This is a genomic window from Rhizobium sp. KNZ14-9A, from assembly GCF_056755015.1.
This window is the reverse complement of the sequence record NZ_JBPGXB010000004.1, coordinates 2,178,101-2,194,688: the sequence shown is the minus strand read 5'-3', so window position 1 is coordinate 2,194,688 and position 16,588 is coordinate 2,178,101. Positions and strand designations below refer to the sequence as shown.

The window sequence follows — 16,588 nt, the reverse complement described above, 5'->3', positions numbered from 1 at the left end:
CTGGAGGGTTTCAGGAGCGGGGAAGCGGCGCGTCTCGCACCTCTTCCGTCGAGGTGGGATGGGCGAATGCACGACGCATGGTATCGAGCGTCTCGCGGATCATTTTTGGCCGCCCGCGCCAGGAGAGGGCGAAGAGTGCGGCAAGTGCTACGGCATAGGGCACGGCGAGAACGAGATAGGAGGGAAACCCGAAGGTCTGGAGCCTAAGCGACAAGGCGTCGGCAAAGCCGAAGAGCAGGCATCCGCCCAGCACCTTCAAGGGATCGCCTGCCGAGAAGATCAGGATTGCGACCGCCATGAAGCCGCGCCCCGATGACATGTTTTCGGTGAACATGGTGATATAGCCGAGCGACAGGTGCGCGCCCGCAAGCCCCGCTAGCAAGCCGCAGAGCAGAGCGGCGGCATAGCGCACCCCGGCAATCGAGATGCCCAGCGCCTCGGCCGCTTCAGGCTTCTCGCCCACCACCCGGATATAGAGTCCCAGGCGCGTGCGGCCGTAGAAGAGGACGAGCAAGGGCACGGCGATGAAGGCCACATAGACAAGGGGAGTGTAGCCTGAGATCAACTGCGCGTAGGCCGGCCCCAGCACATCGCGCGCGCCTGGTACCTGTAGCTTCGGCAGGCCGATAATACCGCGCCCGACGATCGAACCGCGGGTGCCGAAGATCGCCTTCATGAGCGAGACGGTCATGCCGCCGGCAAGGATGTTGAGCGCCAGGCCCACCACCACCTCGTTCGCCCGGAAGCTGACGACCAGGACGGCATAGACCAGGGCGAAGGCGAGCGCGGCGGCAACCCCGATCAGGAGTCCGCCAAGCGAGGAACCGGTCCAGATCGAGCCAATCACAGCAAAGAAGGCGGAAATCAGCATCTGACCTTCCAGCCCGATGTTGAAGATACCGGCCTTGGTGGTAAACGAGCCACCGAGCGCTACAAGCAGGATCGGCGCCGTTGTGCGGATCGTCGCGACTAGCAGCGCGACATTGAAGAGATTGTTCAGAATTTCCATCGACGCTCCCCCGTGCGGTCGCCGCGCCGGCGCATCAAAAGGTCGGCCGATACGGCCAGAATGATCAGAGCTTGAATGACGGTGATGATCTCGCGCGAGGCGGTGGTGTCGACTTCGAGAAGCAACGAACCGGACCTCAGCGCTCCGAAGAACAGGGCGGTGAAGATGGTGCCGATCGGCGAGCCATTCGCCAGCAGCGCCGCGATCACGCCGTCGAAGCCGAAGCCCGGCGCGAACCCCTCCATGAAGCGGTGATGTACGCCGAGCGTCTCGATACCGCCGGCAAGGCCACCGACCGCGCCGGAGGCAAGCAGCACGCCGAAGCCAACGCGGCGCACATCGATGCCGCCATATTCGGCAAATTTCGATGCAGATCCGACCATCGTGACGGAATAGCCGGTCGAGGTCCAACGGAAGAAGGCGGCGACCGTGATGGCAAGCGCCAGTCCGATCAGGAGACCGATATTGAGCCGGGAAAAGGAGAATAGCTCCGGCAGAAAGGCACTTTCATGGATTGGCGGCGTTTCCGACCAGCCGCCCGGCCGCTTGAACAGAAAGATGGTGAAATAGGAGGTGAGCAACGTCGCGATGTAGTTGGCAAGAATGGTGGATACCACCTCGTTGGTGCCGAAGCGTACCCGGAAAAAGGCGGGTACGGCCACCCAGGCGGCCCCCGCGACAACTGCGAGCGAGATGGCCGCCAGCACATGCAGAACCGGCGGAAGATCGAAAGTGAAACCGACCCAGGCGGCGGCAAAGCCGCCGAGAAAGAGCTGCCCTTCGATGCCGACATTGAACATGCCGCCGCGCAGACCGATGCAGGCGGCGATGCCGCAGATCAGGATCGGCGTCGTCTGCAAAAGCGTGCCGGCAATCTTCTCCTCATCGCCAAAGGCGCCGCGCATCAATGTCAAAAACACGGCGATCGGGTTTTCGTCGATCATCAAGATTATGACGGCGCCAAGTGCCATAGCAATGAGAATGGCGAGTGCCTGGCCGGTCAGTGTCCGCGTCAGTCGATCGGAAATCAGGCGGGGTCTCATAAGGTCTCCTTGGCATCTGCCGGGTCGACACCGGCCATCATCAGTCCGATTTCTTCCTCATCCATCTCCCCACCGTCCATCTCTCCCATGATCCGGCCGTCGAACATCACCAGGATGCGGTCGGCGAGGGTCTTGAGTTCGTTGAGCTGGGTCGAGATGAGCAGAACGGCCTTGCCGGCGTCGCGCTGACGCATGATCTCGTCATGAATCGCTTCCTGTGCGCCGATATCGACGCCACGCGTTGGCTGGTCGATCAATAGCAGATCGCCAGCGGCAGTGAATTCCCGCGCTAAAACCACCTTCTGGATATTTCCACCCGATAGGCTGCCGGCTGTATCCTTCGTTCCCCGTGCACGAATATCGAACCGCTTGATCAATGCACTCGTTTCGCCGTGCACCGCCTTCCAGTCGATGAGGCCGTAGCGGGCAAAGGGACGCCGGCGCTGACGACCCATCAGCATGTTGACCGCGAGCGAAGCATTGCGATCCACCCCGCGCACCATCCGGTCTCCGGGCACATGCGCAAGCCCGCGCGCACGGATCGCGGCGGGCGGCATATTGAGGATCTCATGGCCATGCAGAAGCGCGCTGCCGTGGCTCGCCGGCCGCAGACCGGACAACACCTCGGCAAGCTCCGTCTGACCGTTGCCGGCGACGCCCGCAATGCCGACGATCTCGCCGGCCTTGACGGAAAGATTCACGGACTTCAGGGCGGCCAGGCTCCGGTCATCGCGAGCCCAAAGATCGGAAACCGCTAATACGGGCGCGCCAGACGAGGCCGTGCGCGGTCGACGGTCAAAACTCACGTCGCGCCCGACCATCAGGCGCACCAGTTCGCGCTTCGACAGACCCGCCGTAGGCCTGGTGGCGACCTTGCGCCCGTCACGCAGCACCGTGATGGTGTCCGAAACGGCCATTACCTCTTCCAGATGATGGGAAATGAAGATCACCGTCATTCCGTCATCGACAAAGCTGCGCAGGGTCAGGAACAAGTCGCGGCTTTCCTGCGGCGTCAGGACAGCCGTGGGTTCGTCAAGGATGATGGTGCGGGCGTTTCGGGCGAGGACCTTGAGGATTTCGATGCGCTGCTCGATGCCGACCGACAAGCCTGCCGCCCGCTCCTCCGGATCCACCCGCAGGCCGAACTTTTGCGACAGCGCCCGCGTCCGCTCCACCTGCGCGGCACGATCGATCAGGCCGCCATGACGGATCTCCATGCCGAGAAAGATATTGTCAGCGACGGTGAGCGACGGCACCAATTTGAAATGCTGGTGCACCATGCCGAGACCTTCGTTGATGGCGACCGCCGGGCCATCAACCATCATTGCTTTGCCGCCGATCGAGATCGATCCCTCGTCTGGCTGCAACAGGCCAAAGAGGATGTTCATCAGCGTCGTCTTGCCGGCACCGTTCTCCCCGATGATCGCATGAATTTCACCGCGCCGGACAGAAAGATCGATACCGTCATTGGCGGTAAAGGCGCCGAAGCGCTTGGTGATGCCTGTGAGTTCTACGGCAAGGTCCATGAAGCATATACTTACGAATAAGGGGGAAAGAAGGAGCGCGGCGATCCAGACCAGACCGAGTCGCCGAACCGGCATTCTCCAACCGACTCTCTTATCTGCGCCGGCAGAATACCGTTTCGACAGTCAAGAGCCATGCCGGAATACAACGAATGAAAGAGATGCCGGGTGTCCCCAGGCATCTCGTCACTTCGCCCCGATCACTTCGCCTTTGCGATCTGGATCTTGCCTGCAATGACGTCCTTTTGCAGCGCCGCCAGCTTGTCCTTGATCTCGGTCGGAAGCTTGGCGGCCACGTCTTGGCAGAGTTTGACCTCGACACCGCCGGAGGCAAGGTCGAAGGTACGCGTCCCGGGACTGACCTTTCGGCCTTCCACTTCATCCTTGATGATCGCGTAGACCGCGACATCCCCGCGCTTCAGCATGCTGGCGAGTACGTTGCCCGGCGCGCTGCCGCACATGTCGATATCGACGCCGAGCGAATATTTGTCGGCTGTGGCGCTTGCCTGCATCACGCCCTCGCCCGTCGGGCCGGCGACGTTATAGACAATATCGGAGCCTTGGCCGTAGAGCGTCATGGCAAGCTCGCTGCCCTTGGCCGGGTCGTCGAAGGTACCGGCAAAGACCGAATTCACCTTCACATCCGGCGCGGCATATTTCGCGCCCTGCTCGTAGCCGCCGAGGAAGTTGCGAATAACGGGAATGTCGCGGCCGCCGACAAAGCCGATTGCCTTGCCGTCGCCGATCTTGTCGAATTTCGGCCCCATGTCCTCGACCATGCCGGCCAGAGCGCCGGCGACGAAGGACCCCTGCTCCTCGGCAAAGTTAGCGTAGATCATCTTTTTGCTGTCGAGCACACCATCGATGAAGACGAAGCGCTGGTTCGGATAGGCGGCACCGACCTTTTGCAGCGCGTCGGCCAATTCCCATCCCATGACGAAGATGAGATCGTACTGGCCGCTCTTGGCCAGGTTGGTGAACTGCTCTTCATAGTCGAGGGCACGGTTGCCGGTATCGACAAGCTTCAAGTCGATGCCGAAGTCGTCCTTGGCCTTGTTCAGCCCATTGACGATGGAGACGCCGAAGCCCTGCGCAAAATAGCCCGAAATCGCGGCGACATGCACCTTTTCGGCGGCAAGAGACGGTATGGCGGAAACAGCCAGCACGACGCCGGCCGCCCAAAAGCGAGTGAAAATCTTCATAGCGGTTCGATCCCTCTGGTAGCCTTATCGGCGGTTCCATCACTCGGTCTTTGATCGCCGATTTATTTGATGGTCATACGAATATTGTTTGGTGTCCGGTGGCTTGTCAATCCTTTTCTTGGATCTTTGTTACAAGGCAATAATGTCCGATATTATCACATATTGGCCAACGAATGCGGCTATTCACAACGGGCCCGCCGCACTTCCCTTCTAGTCACTTGACAAATTCAAGCCAGAATGGATTGTTGCTACTCTAACAAGTTTTGGAGAGATTCATGGCGAACGTCATAGTGCGCAAATTTGTCGTCTCAGTGGATGAAATCTTTCATGAAGGCGGGCCAGCGGCCCAAACGCCGCTGAAGCGCGTGGCGGCGCTGGCTGTTATCGAGAACCCTTTCGCCGGATCCTACGTGGAGGAGATCGCCTCTTTCATGGAAGCCTTGAAGCCGCTCGGGCTTGAAATGGCCCGCCGGATGATCGACGCACTGGGTGGTGATCCCACCGTCGTTGAGGGCTATGGCAAAGGGGCGATCGTTGGCGCCGGCGGTGAACTGGAGCATGCGGCGCTCTGGCACAATCCGGGCGGCTACGCCATGCGCGAACTGCTCGGTGACGCCAAGGCCATCGTTCCCTCGACCAAAAAGGTCGGCGGCCCCGGCACGCGCCTAGACGTTCCTGTCACCCATATCAATGCCTCCTACGTCCGTAGCCATTTCGACGCGGTGGAGGTCGGCATCAACGATGCACCTCGAGCGAATGAAATGGTGGTTGCACTCACCATGACGACGGGCTCGCGCATTCATGCTCGGGTCGGCGGCTTGAAGGCAAGCGAGATCAAGGGCGAGGATGGCCTGCGATGAGCGAGCACAAGGGAATCGGCCTGCGCCGGATCACGACGATTGTGGAAGAGACGCTGATCGAGGGCGGCCAGAAGCTCGACAAGCCCACACGGCGCGCGGCCTCGATCGCGGTAATCGAGAACCCCTTTGCCGGCCGCTATGTGGAGGACCTTTCGCCATTGATGGATGTCGGACGGGCGCTCGGCCGGCTCTTGCCCGAGCGGGCGGTTGCAGCCCTCGAGATCGCTGGCCACGAGGTCGAAAGTTTCGGCAAGGCCGCGCTGGTCGGAGAGGATGGCGAGCTCGAGCATGCGGCGGCCCTGCTACATCCCGAGCTTGGCGCACCGTTTCGCGATGTACTTGGCGGCGGCGCGGCTCTTATCCCCTCCTCCAAAAAGCGCGGCGCGCCCGGCGCACCCTTCGACGTGCCGCTCGGCCACAAGGATGCCGCCCGCGTGCGCAGCCATTTCGACGGCATGGAAGTACGTGTGCCGGATGCTCCGCGCGCCGGCGAGATCGCGGTCGCCATCGTCGTCACCGACTCGGGTCGTCCCCATCCACGTGTCGGCGGGCTGACCAAGGACAAGATCCAAGGCAAGGATGGCGTCATCTAAACCGCGCCTCGGCAATATGTCAGGACATAACAAAGCGCCGCAGTTCAAACCGAACGTGCGGCGCTTTCATTGAAGTGCCTTGTTTCTTACCCGGTCATGAGTTCCGGCACGAAGATGGAGGGCGGCGTGTTGCGGCTGCGCCCGACGCGTAGAACGCCGTTGACGAGGATCATTCCGATGCCCGGCATGTTGCCGAGCGTCATGCTGTCGAGCACACCGTCGCCTGCCCCGCCCATCGCCTGATCGATAAAGACAAGATCTGCGGCAAGACCCGGCGCAATGCGGCCGCGATCCTCAAGGCCGCGAAGCTTGGCAACATTGCCTGTGGCAAAGCAGATCGCCGCTTCAGGAGCAACATTTCCGAGCGACGCGAGCATCGTGACAAGACGCAGCATGCCGAGAGGTTGAACGCCAGAGCCCGCCGGCCCATCCGTGCCCAGCACCAAACGGTCGAGTGCACCGATATTGCGAATCGTGTCGAGCACGAAGAGCGCTGCGCGCATGTTGCCGTTGTGCACGATTTCCAGTCCGCGACGGCTTTCCTCGCAGATCAGCTTCAGTTCCGATTCCGGCAGGGAGGTCGGCCCACCGTTCAGGTGCGCGGCGACATCCGCATCGACTTCCAGCACGGTTTCCGCGCCGATGCGCGCCGAACCGGGAATAGAATGGCCGCCCGTATGGGTCATGGAGGTCATGCCGTTCTGCCGCGCCCAGTCGATCATCATTCGACCTGTCGGGCCGTCCTTGACGCTGCCAAGGCCCACTTCGCCGACCAGCGTAATGCCTGCGGCCGCAAGCTCGCGGAAATCCGCTTCCGTCAGCCCGTGCTCAAGGATCAACGCACCGGCAAGCACCTTCATGCCGGAGGGCGAGAAGGCACTGAAGGCGCGCTGCGCAGTAATTGCCAACGCCTTGACGCCGACAACATCGTGCGGCCGGCCGGGCACATGGACCTCGCCGGCGGAGACGAGCGTCGTCACGCCGCCATGCAGGGTGGAATCGATCCAGCCGATCTGGTTCTGGCGCGGCGTCCAGTCGCCCATCACGGGATGGGCATGATTGTCGATCATCCCCGGCATGATCGACGAACCCTTGGCGTCGATGACACGCATCGCCCCGGACAGCGTCATGTCCTTCTCGCGCCCGACAGCGGCGATCTTCCCGTTCTCCACAAGGATCACATCGGCCTCAGCGATCGGAGCGGCGAGATCACCCGTCAGCACGAGGCCGAGATTTCGGATGACGAGGCGGTCGGGGCCGCCGGTTGGGTTGGAAGAATGCGGCATCATGTAGTCCTTCGGTCTGATTTCCGGACTTGGTCCGTGGCAATATTTTCGATTTGCCCGGCGATTTGGACGCACCTCTTCCTTCGCCCGGCGAGTTCGCCGTACGGGCCGATATCCGTTCCTCACTATCTATCGGGCCGATGCGCCCTTAAGCGCATCCAGATTTCCTTCGCCGGCCAACTTCAACGCCGGATGGGACAGAATTACCGGTCCAGCCGGAGCATGCCGCCACCGGTACCGTGCCCTACTCCGCCGTTTCCGAGCCGCCAATGCGATTCAAGAGATCGAGGAGCGTCGCCTGCTCCCCCGGCGTCAACGGCGAAAGCAGGCGGCGCGCGACTTCCATGCTCAGATCCAGCAAGGGCAGCGTGAACTGCACACCCGCATTCGTCAGAGTGATCATGGTCATACGCTGATCGGTATCGGATCGTTTGCGCGCGATAAGTCCCCGCTTCATCAGCGCCTTGACGACAAGACTGATTGTTGAAGGGTCCATCTGGGTCATGCGGCCGAGATGGTTCTGCGATAGTTCGCCATGCTTCAGAAGGGTTGCCAGCGCAGCGTGCTGGGTCGGGGTCAGATCGCCAACCGGCATGATCTCCTGGAAACAAGCGGTGGCGCGTTGATGCGCTCGGCGTAGCAGATGAGCCGGATGATGCTCGAGCGCATAGCCAGTGCGCGCATAATAGGCCAGGATCTCCTCATGTCCGAGCGCCGGCGCTTCGGGTGCCGTTTTTGCGCCGCTTTCCGTGGAGATCTGGTTCATCGTATCGAGTGTGCTCAAATCCGGTTCCGTTCGCTTGCCTACGTCCGGCAATGCCGCCAGCCGTCCTGTTTCATGTCCTTGAGAAAGGTAATCCCCGCTCACTCAAGCCGCAATCACATTGGTAATTGCAGCCCCACTGCTGAGCGAGGCAACCACGCTTTCCGTATCCGATACGACCCCGAAATGCGTGGCGATATCGTAGAGTGAACTCTCCTGTTCCCGCGAACCGGTCGCGGCACAGGCATCCGCCGGCACGACCACTTCATAGCCGTTGAAGAAAGCGTCGTGCACCGTCGAGCGCACGCAGATATTCGTGACGACACCGAAGACGACCAACTGGTCGATCCGCATGTCTTTCAGGGTCAGGTCCAGATCCGTCTGGAAAAAGGCGGAATAGCGCCGCTTGATCACATGTATCTCGTCCGCCCGTGCGCCCAGATCCTCAATGATCTCGGTGGCCCAGGTGTTTTCCAGACCATGCGGCGTGCGCTTGGCCCATTCCCGCTCATGGCGCATGCCTGGACGATGGGCGTCATGCACCCAGACAACAGGCGCGGCGGCGGCGCGCGCTGCCGCGATCAACGCGGTCTGCGCCGGCAGGAGCGCCTCATAGCCCGGCAGCACCATCTTGCCGCCCGGCTTGCAGAATTCGTTGATCATGTCGATCACGAGGATCGCTGTACGCTTGGGGTCCAGGCGGACCTCATGTTGATTGAGGTGAGCGGAAAAGACGTCGAGCGACATGGTCGGCTTCCTGTTCCAGAAGGTGGAATGGTACGCAATTTATTTGATGATCAAACAAGCAAGTGAAGCTCCACAAAGTCAAGTACTTTCTCCAGCCCCATCACCAATTTCAGTTGATATTGCCGCTTTTGTGGCACTTCTAGCAACATTTCAGACGTCAGAATTTCGCTCTTCAAATCGCTTGACAAGCGAAGATCCTTGATCCTTACTCATATGACCATCAACGATATGGTCTCGACACCACGCGTCGAATACAAACACAAAGAGGGGTTCCGTCATGCCTGTTTCTTTGCCTGTCTCCCATTGCTTACCTCACCGCCCACGCATCACAGGGGCAAACCGCCTGCTGGCGATCGCGATCGGGTTCTCCGTTGCTTTTCTGCCGATCGCGGCAGAAGCGGAGGGCATCACGCTCAACATCTTCGGCGGTTCGTCGCTCGACGTCCTCGCACCACGCGAACAGCCGGAGGTGCAGACACGCATCCGCGGCGAAGTTGTCTCCGGTTTTCTGAAAGCCCATCCTGAGGTCTCTGCCGTGGAATGGGATGCACAGGGGCCGCAATCCGGCTCCCTGCAACGTATGATGACCGCCAAGCTTTCCAGCCAGGAGATGGACCTCGTCGCCTGCTCGGCTTTCTGGGTGAATGGCGCCTATGTGCGGCGCGGCCTGCTCCGCACCATCACTGAGGAAGAGGCGAAGCCCTTCGCAGACAACGTCGACAAGGCAAGCTTCGGTGCTTTCACCATCAACGGCAAGCTCTACGGCGTGCCGATCAGTTCGCTCTCCACCTCGACGATCTTCTACAATGCCGATCTCTTCAAGAAGCTCGGCATCCCTAATCCGCCAACGTATGAAGACCTCAAGGCTGCCGTGCCGAAGTTGAAGCAGGCGGGCGTCATTCCGCTTCTGCACCAGGGCGCGAATGCCGTCATGTGGCCCATGTGGTTCTTCGAGACGGTATCGCAGTCGAGCGGCGACCCCGTCGGTCTTACCCAGTCGCAGCTCGAAGGCAAAGAACCGTTTGATGACGCGTCGAGCGTCGAGGCGTTCCGCCTGATCAAGCAATGGATGGACGATGGCATCCTGTCGAAGGACTCACTGTCAGTCGACATGGAAGGCATGCGGGCCGCCTTTGCAAGCGGCAAGAGCGCCATGTATTACGGCGGCACCTGGGAAGTCCCGTCCCTCAAGGAGAACGTCAAAAACTTCACCTGGGGCGTATTCCCCTTCCCGAAAATGCCGGGCACGAAAGGCGATCCGAAGCATGGCGGAGGTGCCGACAACGGCATGTGCCTTTCGGCTTCCATCCCGGAAGAAAAGGTCAAGCCTGCGCTCGACTTCATCGCCTATCTGACCAATCCCGAGGTCGCCAAAATTTATCTCTCCGCCGACCAGCCGATCGCTACCTCGATCAAGGGCGTGGACGGCGTGGATGAAGCCTATGCCAAGGATCTGCGCGCCACCACCTTCCCGAACACGATCATGTTCCTTGATTGGATCTGGCCGAGCGAGGTGACGACGGCCGTGGCCTCCGGCATCGCCGGAGTCGTCGGTGGCACGGCGACGCCCGAAGACGCTGCTAAAAGCGTCCAGGCCGCTTTCGAGACCCTGATCGACGACGGCAACTGGCCGCCGAAGAATTGATTGCCAGCGCTGGCAAGTCCAGGCGCGAGTGGGTGAGTGACCGCAATTCCTGATCCGTTGCCACGGCTTGCCTCGTCCGCCGCCACGTCCTTTCGTGTCGGCCGACACCTGCAACCCTCCCGCCGCCCGAGGCGCGTCCCCGCATCCGCCGCAGAAAACGTGGCAGAAGAAGAAAGAAGAGCCCCATGACCCGTTCAGCCCGACAGCGCTTCTCGATCGGCTATCACCTCAACAGCTGGGATCTCACAGGCCAGCCGCTGCGCCCTGCGCTCGAATTCCTCGCCAGCGAAGGCTTCGGCTGGTTCGAGATCCTCGCTTTCACCAGTCTCTCTGACCAGTTCGCCCGCAAATACATGCAACTCGGCGATCTCGCACCATCAGGCGTGACGACGGATACCGATATCCTTCGCCGCTATGCGCTGTTGTCCGAGGCGCAAAGCGATCTCGGCATCCGCCTCTCCTCGCTCTACGTCAACGCTACCTTCGTCAATCCGGTGCTGTGGGAGTATGAACGCGGCTGCCTCATCTCTCTCGCCCGCTTGCTCAAAGGCTTCGGCGCGCCGGTCCTCATCCTCGGCGGCGGCCCCTCGGAGGCCTCCGGCAACAGGCATGGCAAAGAAGACTACAAAGCCTTCTGCCGGTCGCTTGAGGATATCGGCCGGCGCACGGCCGATCTCGGTATCGCAACTGTCTATCACCCCCATCTCGACACATTTATCGAACGGCGAGACCAGCTTGACCGGATGATGGACGAACTCGATATCCGCCATGCAGGCCTGTGCATCGATCCCGCTCATCTCGCCCAGACTCATTCCGACCCGGTGGCCGCACTGAAAACCTATATTTCGGCCGTGCGCTATATGCATCTGAAGGACACCAAGGTGGACGATAGTCTGGTCGGGCCGGAACGCTACGCGGCTTTCTGTGAACTCGGCGCCGGGGTGGTCGATCTGCGTGGCCTCGTCGATGTGCTGCTCGACGTCGACTACGAAGGGCTCGCCATCGTCGAACTTGATGCCTCGCAGAAGACGGCTGAGCAGAGCGCGCGCGAAAGCATCGCCTATCTGACCGGCACGCTCGGCCTCACGCTTAATCCCAGCAAGGTCTGAAGGGACGAGCGAGATGGCTATCACGGCGAAACGACGCATCCAGCTCGACAGTGACGGCATGGTGGCGACGCTGATGCTGGCGCCGGCGGCCGGGCTCTTCTCGCTATTCTTTCTCGGGCCCTTCGTCCGGGGCCTCTGGATCAGCTTGACGCGCTGGGACGGCTTTTCCGCCCCGGTCTTCATCGGCGCGGGCAACTACCTCAAGCTCCTGCGCGACGGCCTGTTCCTCGGCGCGCTGGAAAACAACCTGATCTTTGTCGTCCTGATCCTGATCTTCAAGAATGCGCTCGGCCTTGGGCTGGCGATGTTGCTTGACCGGGCGCTGTTTTTGCGCGGACCGATCCGCGCGGTGGTCTTCATTCCCGTGACCCTCTCCTTTGCCGCCACCGGGCTGCTCTGGTCCTGGATCTACAATCCGGTCTTCGGCCTTCTGAACGCCGCGCTCGACCTTCTCGGCCTGTCGGGCCTGCAACAATCGTGGCTAGGCGATGCCCATATCGCGCTTTATTCCATCATCGCCGTCGACATCTGGAAATGGCTGGGCTTTCATGCCGTGATCTATCTCGCCGGCCTGCAGACGATCCCGCAGGATCTCTACGAGGCAGCCCGCTTAGACGGCGCCGGGCCTATTGCTCGATTTCGCCATGTGACACTGCCCCTGATGATGCCGGTCGTTCTCATCAACGTCATTCTTGGCCTCTCGGGCGCTTTCGTGCGCAACTTCGATATCGTGCAAGTGCTGACCCAGGGAGGGCCGAACCACGCGACCGAGGTCGTCATGACGCTGATGGTCAAGACCGCTTTCCAGGACGGCAATATGGGTTACGCCAGCGCCATGGGCTATGCCCTATTCCTCATCGTCGCTCTCGCCTGCGTGACGCTTCTCGGCCTGATGCGTCGTTCGAAGGTGGACCTATGAGCATGTCACTCCGCTCTCCCCTTCCGCTTACTGCACGTCGCGAACGCAGAACAGCTTCCGGACGGAGCTTATGGCAGAGCCGTATCGACGGCCGCTCGATGGGCGAACTCATCCTCGTCTATGCACTGCTCGCACTTGTGCTCGTGGAAACGCTCTATCCGCTTGTCTGGGTGCTCTTCGGTTCGCTGAAGACCAAGGACGAAGTCATTGCCAATATCTGGGGTCCACCCTCCGGGTTCGTCTGGCAGAATTACGTCGAGGCCTGGCGCGTCTCCGGCATGGGTGCGCGTATCGTCAATAGCGCCGTCGTGACCGCCACCGCGCTGGCGCTGCTTGTGGCAGCGGCGACGCCTGCAGCCTATGCCCTTTCACGGTTGGCTTTTCGAGGGCGCAACATCGTTTTGGCCCTGGTCGTCGCCGCCATGCTGGTGCCCCCGCAGGTCATGGCCATTCCGCTATTCATGACGGCGCGCGATCTCGGTCTCATCAACAGCCGGCTCGGTATTGCGCTGATCCATGCGGCCGCCAATCTGCCGCTCTCGATCTTCATCCTTCGCAGCTTCTTCCTGTCCCTGCCGATGGAGTTGGAAGACGCAGCCCGGATGGACGGAGCAAGCCGGTTTCAGACCCTGTGGCTGATCATGCTACCGCTGGTGCGCCCGGGGATGGCGCTTGTCACCATCTTCGGCTTCATCGAAATCTGGAACGACTTCTTCCTCGCTTTCCTGCTGCTGCGCGATCCGTCGGTGCAGACCATTCCGCTTGGCCTTGTCGCTTTCTTCCAGCAGTACGGCTCGATGTGGAACCTCTATTTCGCGGCACTGACGATCACGACCCTGCCGGTGATCGTTGTCTTTGTGCTGATGCAACGGCAGTTCATCGCCGGATTGACGGCTGGCGCGGTAAAAGCATGAGACGGAGCCCTTCTCCATGAACCAATCCACTATCCCTGCGCCGATCGGGGTCGGCGTCATCGGCTGCGGCGAAATCGCCCAGCTCATGCACCTGCCGATCATCCATGAGCTGCCGGAGTTGAAGATCGCCGCGCTCTGCGATTTGTCGGAGACCGTGCTCGACGCACTTGGCACACAATATGGCGTGGCCGCTCGCTATCGCGACTACCACGACCTTCTCGCCGATCCGGCCGTCGACGCGGTCGTCATCTGCACATTCGACCATGGCCCCGTTGTCGCCGCAGCTATCGAGGCCGGCAAACATTTCATCGTCGAAAAACCTCTGGCCTTCACGGCGGAGGAAGCCCGGCCGCTGGTTGCGGCAGCCGAGGCAAGTGGTCTCGTCGCCATTGTCGGCTATATGAAACTCTACGATCCGGGCTATCGCCTAGGCCTCGAACAACTTGCCCGCATCGGCCGACCGAAGATGATCCAGGTGCATGACTTTGCCGGTCGCTTCGATCGTTACCAGCAGCTCTACACACAGATACGTGGCACCGACGTCGATCCGGCACTTCTCAAAAGCACCCAGGCCGAAGTAGCAGCCCGGGTGACCAATGCGTTGGGCGACGGCCACGCTGCCTATCACGATCTCTACATGACACTGCTGATGCTCGGCAGCCATGATCTCGCCGTCTTACGCGGCGCCTTCGGCATGGCCGAACGGGTGGATTATGCTCAGGCCGTCGGTCCGACACATCTTCTGGCCGTGCTCGGCTTCCCCGACCGCGTGCCCGCCCTTCTGGAGATCGCCTTTGGCGCGCAATATGAATGGTGGGACGAGTGGATGACCGTCCACGGGGAGACCGACGAGATGCGCATCGAATTCCAGAACCCTTACGTGCGCAATGCGGCCGCCACCGTGCGCTTGCGCGAGGCGTCGGGCCAGAGCCCGAGTGAGCGCATCCTGCCCGGCACCCCCGACACCGCCTTTCGCAAGCAATGGCAGCATTTCGTCGCCTGCATTGCCGGAAAGGCGACGCCGCTCACGCCGCTACAGGGCGGTCTGGACGACCTTGAACTTGCCGCGCGCATCATCCGGGCGCTTCCCGCGAACGCCGTTACCGCCGAAGGAGCCGGTGCATGAGCCGTATCCTGGTCACCGGATCGAGTGGCCTTCTCGGCCGGCACGTGGGCGAGGCGCTGGTTCGGGCTGGCCATGCCGTCACCGGGCTTGATGTCGCTCCGCCGCCCGACAACGCGGCATGGACGCACGTCACCGGCGAGGCGGACACGCTTGCCGTGGTGGCGGAGCTTGCGATGGGGATGGATGCGCTGGTCCACATTGCCGCCATTCCAAGGCCGACGGGCCGGGCAGCCTCGGATGTTTTTCGCATCAATATGGCCGCCATGTATGCGGCGGTGGAGGCCGCACGGCTGGCGCGCATCCCCCGTTTTGTCTATGCCTCGTCCTTTAGCGTGCTCGGCTATCCCTTCTTCGAGAAGACAATCGTGCCGCCCTATCTGCCTGTCGACGAAGGTCATCCGCCCGGTGCGCAGGACGTCTATGCCGTCACAAAATGGCTGGGCGAGGAAATGGTGGAGGCGGCGGTTAGGCGTGGTGTCTTTTCCGCTGTCAGCCTGCGCATGCCCTGGATCCAGACGCCGGAGACTTTCCACGCCGCCGTCGGCCCGCGCCGCCGGCAGGCGGAAGCCGCGCGTGACCTCTGGGCCTATCTCGACGCCCGTGACGCGGCCAGTGCGTTCGTGACGGCGGTGGAGCGGCCCGTCGAGGGACATCTACGCCTCTTCCTCAGCGCCGCTGACAGTTACATGGAACGACCAAGCGCCGACCTGGTAGCGGAGGCCTATCCCGGCACGCCCATCAGGACACCGCTGGAAGGGACCGCCGCGTTGATCGACATAAGTGCTGCTCGGCAAGCGCTCGGCTTCGCGCCTCGCTTTTCATGGCGCGACTATCCCGCGCCGGCGCAGGAAGATTGAGCGCTACGGCCTGAAAACACCTCGGCTGAAGTCAAGAGAACTTGTAGACCGGGGTTGGCCGGGGCAAACCGGCCGGCATCTCTTACAAATGGACGGTCGTCTTCGCAGAAACGGGTGACGCCAATAGAGAGGAAATAACGATGCGGTTCAACGACAAGGTCGTGCTCGTCACTGGGGCGGCGGGCGTTATCGGTACAGCGGCTGTGCGACGCTTCATCGCCGAAGGCGCCCTCGTCGCGATTGCGGATCTGAACGCGGAGCGGGCCGAAGCCTTGGCAGCCGAGTTCGGCACGCGGGCCAGGACATTCCCTGTCGATGTCGCCTCTCCGGCCGCCGCCGAGACCATGGTGAAGGACGTGGCGCGCCATTTTGGTCGGATCGACGTGCTGTTCAACAATGCCGGCATTTCCGGCACGGTTGCCTCCGTTCATCAGCTCCCGATCGAGGATTGGCATCGTATTATCGGTATCAATTTGAATGGAATCTTCTACGTCCTGCGCGCCACGCTCGCTGCCATGATCGAAGGCAAGGTTGAGGGCGCGGTGGTCAACATGGGCTCCTCCATGGCCGGCTGGGACGTGCTTGCTGGCGGTGCGGGCTATGCCGCTACCAAGCATGGCGTGGTGGGACTGACACGCATCGCCGCACTCGACGCCGCCCCCTATGGAATCCGGGTCAACGCCATCTGCCCCGGCGTCATCGAAACCCGGCTCGGCGTGCCGGCAGAAGATGACGCCGCCTATCAGGCTGGGATCCGCCGCTTCGCCGACCGCATCCCACTGCGCCGTATCGGCCAGCCGGAAGACGTCGCCGCCGCCGTCGCCTTCCTCGCCTCCGACGACGCCCGTCACGTTACCGGTGTCGACTGGCTTATAGACGGTGGCCAGACGCTGCAGAGTTGGGCCAATGCCCCGGATACGACAAGCTTCCCGCGCTTCGTGTGATGACATTTCGACGTTCTGATACGGGGTGTCGGAGCAAAGCATCCTCGG

Annotated in this window: 17 protein-coding genes; 10 read left to right on the top strand and 7 right to left on the bottom strand. The window is 61.5% G+C overall.

The window, feature by feature from the left end; translation table 11 throughout:
- Positions 1 to 10: 10 nt before the first annotated feature.
- From ACR9ZQ_RS40440 to ACR9ZQ_RS40425, 4 genes are all read right to left on the bottom strand, one after another.
- A complete protein-coding gene (locus tag ACR9ZQ_RS40440; protein ID WP_481430757.1) occupies positions 11 to 1,009 on the bottom strand; it encodes an ABC transporter permease in 999 nt (332 codons plus the stop codon).
- A complete protein-coding gene (locus ACR9ZQ_RS40435; protein WP_481430756.1) occupies positions 997 to 2,052 on the bottom strand; it encodes an ABC transporter permease in 1,056 nt (351 codons plus the stop codon). The genes ACR9ZQ_RS40440 and ACR9ZQ_RS40435 overlap by 13 nt, the downstream gene beginning before the upstream one ends.
- On the bottom strand, positions 2,049 to 3,578 hold the full coding sequence (locus ACR9ZQ_RS40430) for an ABC transporter ATP-binding protein (protein WP_481430755.1): 1,530 nt from the start codon (positions 3,576 to 3,578) through the stop codon (positions 2,049 to 2,051). The genes ACR9ZQ_RS40435 and ACR9ZQ_RS40430 overlap by 4 nt, the downstream gene beginning before the upstream one ends.
- A gap of 197 nt (positions 3,579 to 3,775) precedes the next feature.
- A complete protein-coding gene (locus ACR9ZQ_RS40425) occupies positions 3,776 to 4,777 on the bottom strand; it encodes a BMP family lipoprotein (RefSeq protein ID WP_481430754.1) in 1,002 nt (333 codons plus the stop codon).
- 275 nt (positions 4,778 to 5,052) lie between these two features.
- Between ACR9ZQ_RS40425 and ACR9ZQ_RS40420 the strand changes: the two genes are divergently transcribed.
- Complete coding sequence (locus tag ACR9ZQ_RS40420; protein WP_481430753.1) at positions 5,053 to 5,637, top strand: amino acid synthesis family protein; 585 nt, start codon at positions 5,053 to 5,055, stop codon at positions 5,635 to 5,637.
- Positions 5,634 to 6,230, top strand: a complete 597-nt coding sequence (locus ACR9ZQ_RS40415; RefSeq protein ID WP_481430752.1) for an amino acid synthesis family protein — start codon at positions 5,634 to 5,636, stop codon at positions 6,228 to 6,230. Before ACR9ZQ_RS40420 ends, ACR9ZQ_RS40415 begins: the two co-directional genes overlap by 4 nt.
- An 86-nt stretch (positions 6,231 to 6,316) precedes the next feature.
- On the opposite strand, the gene ACR9ZQ_RS40410 is transcribed toward ACR9ZQ_RS40415, so the two are convergent.
- The 3 genes from ACR9ZQ_RS40410 to ACR9ZQ_RS40400 form a co-directional block, all read right to left on the bottom strand.
- Positions 6,317 to 7,516, bottom strand: a complete 1,200-nt coding sequence (locus ACR9ZQ_RS40410) for an amidohydrolase family protein (protein WP_481431007.1) — start codon at positions 7,514 to 7,516, stop codon at positions 6,317 to 6,319.
- A gap of 244 nt (positions 7,517 to 7,760) precedes the next feature.
- Positions 7,761 to 8,300, bottom strand: a complete 540-nt coding sequence (locus ACR9ZQ_RS40405) for a MarR family winged helix-turn-helix transcriptional regulator (protein WP_481430751.1) — start codon at positions 8,298 to 8,300, stop codon at positions 7,761 to 7,763.
- 84 nt (positions 8,301 to 8,384) lie between these two features.
- Positions 8,385 to 9,026 (bottom strand): cysteine hydrolase family protein, encoded by a 642-nt coding sequence (locus tag ACR9ZQ_RS40400; protein ID WP_481430750.1) that lies wholly within the window; start codon positions 9,024 to 9,026, stop codon positions 8,385 to 8,387.
- Here ACR9ZQ_RS40400 and ACR9ZQ_RS40395 point away from each other — a divergent pair.
- The 8 genes from ACR9ZQ_RS40395 (at position 9,025) to ACR9ZQ_RS40360 (ending at position 16,540) form a co-directional block, all read left to right on the top strand.
- On the top strand, positions 9,025 to 9,228 hold the full coding sequence (locus tag ACR9ZQ_RS40395) for a hypothetical protein (RefSeq protein ID WP_481430749.1): 204 nt from the start codon (positions 9,025 to 9,027) through the stop codon (positions 9,226 to 9,228). The genes ACR9ZQ_RS40400 and ACR9ZQ_RS40395 overlap by 2 nt on opposite strands.
- A gap of 75 nt (positions 9,229 to 9,303) precedes the next feature.
- Positions 9,304 to 10,671, top strand: coding sequence for an ABC transporter substrate-binding protein (locus ACR9ZQ_RS40390; protein WP_481430748.1), 1,368 nt, complete (start codon positions 9,304 to 9,306; stop codon positions 10,669 to 10,671).
- Between the two features lie 185 nt (positions 10,672 to 10,856).
- Complete coding sequence (locus ACR9ZQ_RS40385; RefSeq protein WP_481430747.1) at positions 10,857 to 11,780, top strand: sugar phosphate isomerase/epimerase family protein; 924 nt, start codon at positions 10,857 to 10,859, stop codon at positions 11,778 to 11,780.
- 13 nt (positions 11,781 to 11,793) lie between these two features.
- Positions 11,794 to 12,699: a carbohydrate ABC transporter permease gene (locus tag ACR9ZQ_RS40380; RefSeq protein WP_481430746.1), complete on the top strand. Its 906-nt coding sequence runs from the start codon at positions 11,794 to 11,796 to the stop codon at positions 12,697 to 12,699.
- Entirely contained in the window at positions 12,696 to 13,613 is a 918-nt protein-coding gene (locus ACR9ZQ_RS40375) for a carbohydrate ABC transporter permease (protein WP_481430745.1), read from the top strand. The genes ACR9ZQ_RS40380 and ACR9ZQ_RS40375 overlap by 4 nt, the downstream gene beginning before the upstream one ends.
- 16 nt (positions 13,614 to 13,629) lie before the next feature.
- Positions 13,630 to 14,739, top strand: a complete 1,110-nt coding sequence (locus tag ACR9ZQ_RS40370; RefSeq protein ID WP_481430744.1) for a Gfo/Idh/MocA family protein — start codon at positions 13,630 to 13,632, stop codon at positions 14,737 to 14,739.
- Positions 14,736 to 15,596, top strand: coding sequence for an NAD-dependent epimerase/dehydratase family protein (locus ACR9ZQ_RS40365; RefSeq protein ID WP_481430743.1), 861 nt, complete (start codon positions 14,736 to 14,738; stop codon positions 15,594 to 15,596). Before ACR9ZQ_RS40370 ends, ACR9ZQ_RS40365 begins: the two co-directional genes overlap by 4 nt.
- A 140-nt stretch (positions 15,597 to 15,736) precedes the next feature.
- Positions 15,737 to 16,540 carry an SDR family NAD(P)-dependent oxidoreductase gene (locus ACR9ZQ_RS40360; protein WP_481430742.1) on the top strand — a complete coding sequence of 268 codons (804 nt, stop codon included), beginning with the start codon at positions 15,737 to 15,739 and terminating at the stop codon, positions 16,538 to 16,540.
- Positions 16,541 to 16,588: the final 48 nt, after the last annotated feature.